This window comes from Muriicola sp., from assembly GCF_049669965.1.
Classification (GTDB): Bacteria; Bacteroidota; Bacteroidia; order Flavobacteriales; family Flavobacteriaceae; genus Muriicola.
The window spans coordinates 1-4,649 of sequence record NZ_JBATLB010000247.1; the positions used below are offsets into that span (position 1 = coordinate 1).

Annotated in this window: 3 protein-coding genes; 1 reads left to right on the top strand and 2 read right to left on the bottom strand. The window is 42.1% G+C overall.

Going from position 1 to position 4,649, the window contains the following annotated elements; genetic code table 11:
- A partial coding sequence (locus tag WBM49_RS12560; protein ID WP_424372398.1) for a hypothetical protein occupies positions 1-2,321 on the top strand: 2,321 nt, incomplete at its 5' end.
- Here the strand turns inward: WBM49_RS12560 and WBM49_RS12565 are convergent.
- Positions 2,318-3,577, bottom strand: a complete 1,260-nt coding sequence (locus tag WBM49_RS12565; protein WP_424372399.1) for a serine hydrolase — start codon at positions 3,575-3,577, stop codon at positions 2,318-2,320. The genes WBM49_RS12560 and WBM49_RS12565 overlap by 4 nt on opposite strands.
- A 1-nt stretch (position 3,578) precedes the next feature.
- Positions 3,579-4,649 (bottom strand): PEP/pyruvate-binding domain-containing protein (locus tag WBM49_RS12570; protein WP_424372400.1); only part of this gene is annotated, 1,071 nt, incomplete at its 5' end.

The following is a 4,649-nucleotide window of genomic DNA, read 5'->3' on the forward strand; positions in this document are numbered from 1 at the left end:
CCTCTATTCTGGCACCGCTCATTGGAAACGACAACTTGTTCTTTCTTGCTATCGCAATTCTAATATTATGTATCCCCCTCCTGCAGGTTATCTGGAAATTACGGGTGGAGAAATTAAACTTGTTCAAGGTTCAGAATCGCAGAGGTAATGACGGGGACAAACCCCTATGGCTCATACGAAACTCAAAACATCTCACCTATCTCGCCTCTATCCTTGGAATTAGTGTCCTGGTGGCTAAATTGGTAGATTATCAGTTTAGTGATTTTGCCTCTGCCGCCATTTTGGATCCGGATGATCTAACGGCCTTTTTTGCCTTCTGGTTCTCTACCTTTAACTTACTTTCTCTGGGCATACAGCTGTTTGTAACCCACCGTGTTGTAGGGGTCTGGGGAGTTGGCTTCTCCATGTTACTCCTGCCACTGGGCATCCTTGCCGGATGTATGTTGTTTTTGGTTTTTCCGGAACTCGCGGTGATCATTTTTATCAAAGCGGTGGATGGTTCCTTAAAACAGTCGGTCAATAAGAGCGCCATGGAATTACTTGCACTTCCGTTGCCCTTTGAACTCAAGAACAAGACCAAGTCCTATATAGACGTAGTGGTCGATAGTTTTGCAACGGGTATTGCCGGGTTTATTTTAATATTTCTGGTTCGCGGTCTAAATCTGCCCTCAGTATATATTTCGGGCATTATCATCATTCTCCTTATCCTTTGGATCTATTTTGTCTACAAGGTTAGAAATGAATATTTCCAGACTTTCAGGGATAATCTGGCACTGGTACTAGACACTAAGGAACCTATTAAAAAGATAGAACTAAAGAAAGATTCTGCCATCAATGGCATGAAAAAGGTCTTTGAAAATGGCAGTGAATCCCAGTTACTCTTTATGCTTGGAAAATTACGTGAGCTCACCGACAAACGTTTTCTCCCAGAGGTTCAAAAGTTACTAAGGCATCCTTCCAATAAAGTGAAGACAGCTGCCATTCAGAATATGTATTTTTTGAACGATACCGCTGTGGTTACCGAAATTACTGATCTAATTGCCTCCAAAGACGAAGGTTTGATCACGGCTACGCTTGATTATTTACTTTTGCATGCCAATTCTCAAAAAGAGGTGGTATTTGACCATTACCTGGACCATTCAGATCCGTTGATCTCCAGAACCGCCTTATTTTGTTTAGCAAAAGAATCAAGGGATAATGTATTGCTGGCCAATAGCTACCAACTTAAAGAAAGACTCTTTAAACAAATTGAATTGGCTAAAGGCCATGGAGGAAATACCCATTTACTGCCAATTTTATTAAAGACTATAGGAGCGGCCAATATTCCTCAATTTTATCCGGAACTCTCAGCTGCCTTAAAAAGTACCGATAGAGTGTATCAGGCAGAAGCCATAAAAGCAATAGGTTTAAGCGTCTACCCACCTTTTATACTGGAACTGATCAACTTCTTGCCAGATAAAACAATGCGGCCAGTAACGGTAGAGGCATTAATAGCCTACGGGCAGCAACTGGGGCCATATTTATTAAAATTAGTAGAAAACAGATCGATCCCGCTACCTTTGAGCAGGTATATCCCATCTGTTTTAAAGAATCTGCCTTCACAACAGACAGTCACCGGACTCATGACATTATTGGATGATACCGATGTGACCATACGGCAGGAAGCGATCAGGGCCCTTAATGAATTAAAAACAAATTATCCACAATATCAGTTCGATCATTTAAAGGTAGTGCGGAATATCCTGGAGGAATGCAGGATGTACCATCATACGCTTTCTGCGATGCATACCCAGATCATTATTTCGTATCGGAACAGAACTAAATCCAGACAATTGGTAACAGATGAAGAACGAAATGCAAGATCTAGCCTGCTGGAACTGCTCGAAAGACGTTTGGATACCGGCCTGGAACGTATCTTTAAATTACTCGGTTTAAAATACGGCCCCAAGGATATCGAAATTGCCTATGAAGGGATCTTAAGCGAAAAGCAAGACGCACAGTCCAGAGCCATTGAATATCTGGACAACTTGCTCTATGGGGATTTAAAACGCAAGCTATTACCCATCATTGAAAATACTATTCTGGATGTTACTTCGGAAGAAGTTCAGCAAAACCTTATGGCTAAGGTCCCAACAGAATCTGAATGCTTTTTGAGCCTACTACAAGCAAATGATCACAAGATAAAACTAGCGGTGCTATTTCTCATAGGGCAACAAAAGAATATCAAATACAGACCCCTGGTTGAAATGATGCTTGTTAATGAAGACGATCGCATACGCGATTTCGCATCTCAAACCCTCAATAAGCTCCTGGCAGATTAACCCTTGCGTATCATTTTGTCTATCGCTGAGGCTAAATACATATGGTCTGAGGCAGAATTTTTTCGTAGCACGTTAGACATAAGTACTACCATATATTTGCAGTTATCCGGATGTTCTACAATAATAACAGAATTCATAAAATTCTGAACATTTCCCTCGTACTTGCCACAAGCTTCTCCATTGCTGCGGTCGCACTTATAAAGACTTCCTGATTTAAAATAAACCGCGGCTTCTTTTAAAGCCGGGGCTTGAGCATAGCGGATCCGCCTGTCTGTCATATACATCAGCCTTTTCATCTCCAAACTGGAGGCCTCATCCACCACATTTCCCTGCTCCAGCATCACCAGAAATTTCATAAGACCCAGAGGTGTCCCAATGCTGCCACCTTTATCTCCCACATAGGTGTTAGCACCCTTTGTGAAGAAACTTCCCAACCGCCATTCATCTGTGGTAATACCCAAAGCTCTTAAAGGAAGATTCACTACATCATTTCCCAGATCGGTAAGCTCTTTCTTTGGGGTTTCCTTAAAATACGCCATTGCCTGCTCTTCTGTGAGTTCCGGATAGGCACTTCCAAAAGCCGCCATAAGCAATGCTTCTCTCCAAACAATACTGGCAGCACCATTATTACTTACAGAAAGCATATGATCTACCCATTCATACAAGGTAAAGACATCAGAGGCTATTACCTGGCGCTTTACCAAGGTATTCTTCTCAATATTGTAAATAGGTACCGTATGTTCATCTGTAAGACCCCACACACCGGCTTTCACTGATTTGTTCTTTAGAAGCACTATCCTATCTTCCCATGAGTCAGGATAAATATTCTGCAACTGCGTAAATAGGGCAACTAATACGGCAAGCTTTCCAACACTGCCGGGTTGGTACCCCAGGGTTTCATTTCTATGAGCATAACGCACATTGGCAGGGTCAGAAATATCCAGAATACTCAGGGAATAACTCTTATCCAGGCCTCTGAACAAGGTGCTGATCTCTTTTTGAAGCTTATCATCTTCCTTAAAGAATGAAGTAACACTATCAGTCCTTAGGGTTGTTAATTGAAGGTTTATATCCTCCCATGATTTTAAAGCGCCGGCAGGAAGAGGAGTGGTAGTCTTTATTTCTCCCAACTGTATTAATTCTAGTCTTTTAAGGCGTTTTATCCCGGTACGTTCATACCCATCAATAGGATATATGAACGCAATTAACAGTAAAAGAAGTACCGGAAGGGTAAATAACTTTATGGCTGTGTACATCTTATAATTTTGTTGAGAGTTGAATATTCTTATCGTTTTGGATCCTGGGGGTAATAGATTCCAAATAAGCAGAACCCAGGGCCTTTTTATTTTCTACAAAAGGCCTGATCTGGAAAAGCCATAATTTATTGTTCTTAAACCCTAGTTCCACGTCGTAGGCCCCCTTATAATCAGATTTGGTGGCCTTTGGAAGAATCTCTCGCAGGGTAGTTGCAAAGTTTCGCAATTGACCAATATTGGTCTCATTGAGAATAGGACTCTGAAGCGATGCGATCTCTCTTGATGTACCTCCGGAAGTTGGCAATCTATTGTAATACAGATCCCTGGCCGGTGCCAGAAGTAGTGAAGCGCCTTCCTCGATCAAACGCGTCTCAGCAGCCTGACCATCTACAGCTCCACCTGCACCTCTACTGAACGCAACGGTAAGGTCTTTTTCCGTACCCATGTTGATCCCTTTGGTGATCATTACTCCGGAATAATCCACATCTACACTGGGTATGACCAGAATAGAAGGGTATACATTCTCCGGATTCAAGAGGTATTTCTGTCTCCATTTAAAACTGCGTTCCGTATAGGGAGAAGCCCACACATCTTTGATTCCCTGTAAGATCTTTTCTTTGTCTACCGTATTAAATATGGTAAGATTGAGCCCCGCACCGGTAAAGTCTTTCAGATCTTCCATATTGGTATCACTCCTCAGGAAAACTGGTATGTTTCCCAAGTCCTCTCCTAAAACATCTTTAAAATTATCCTCAAGATCTGCCATAAATGACTTTTTTAAGGGCATTGATTTGGTCGCTGCTCTTAATATTTCAAGTCTTTCTAACTGAAACTGTTCTACTCCTTGTTCCGCATTACCAGCGGAACGCATTTGCTCGGCTTCGGCAAACATGGCATTGAGAAAATCCCAATAGGAACCATTATTCCCTGGCATTTCCTGATCCATGTGTTCTTTGAAGATCCCGAAAGGGATCACAAGGCCTTCTACCACATCCTCCGGGTACATTTTCTTTAATTGTCCTAAATTAGCAGCCTTGGGTCCGCATAGTTTTCCGGAGTTAGAGGCATCTAC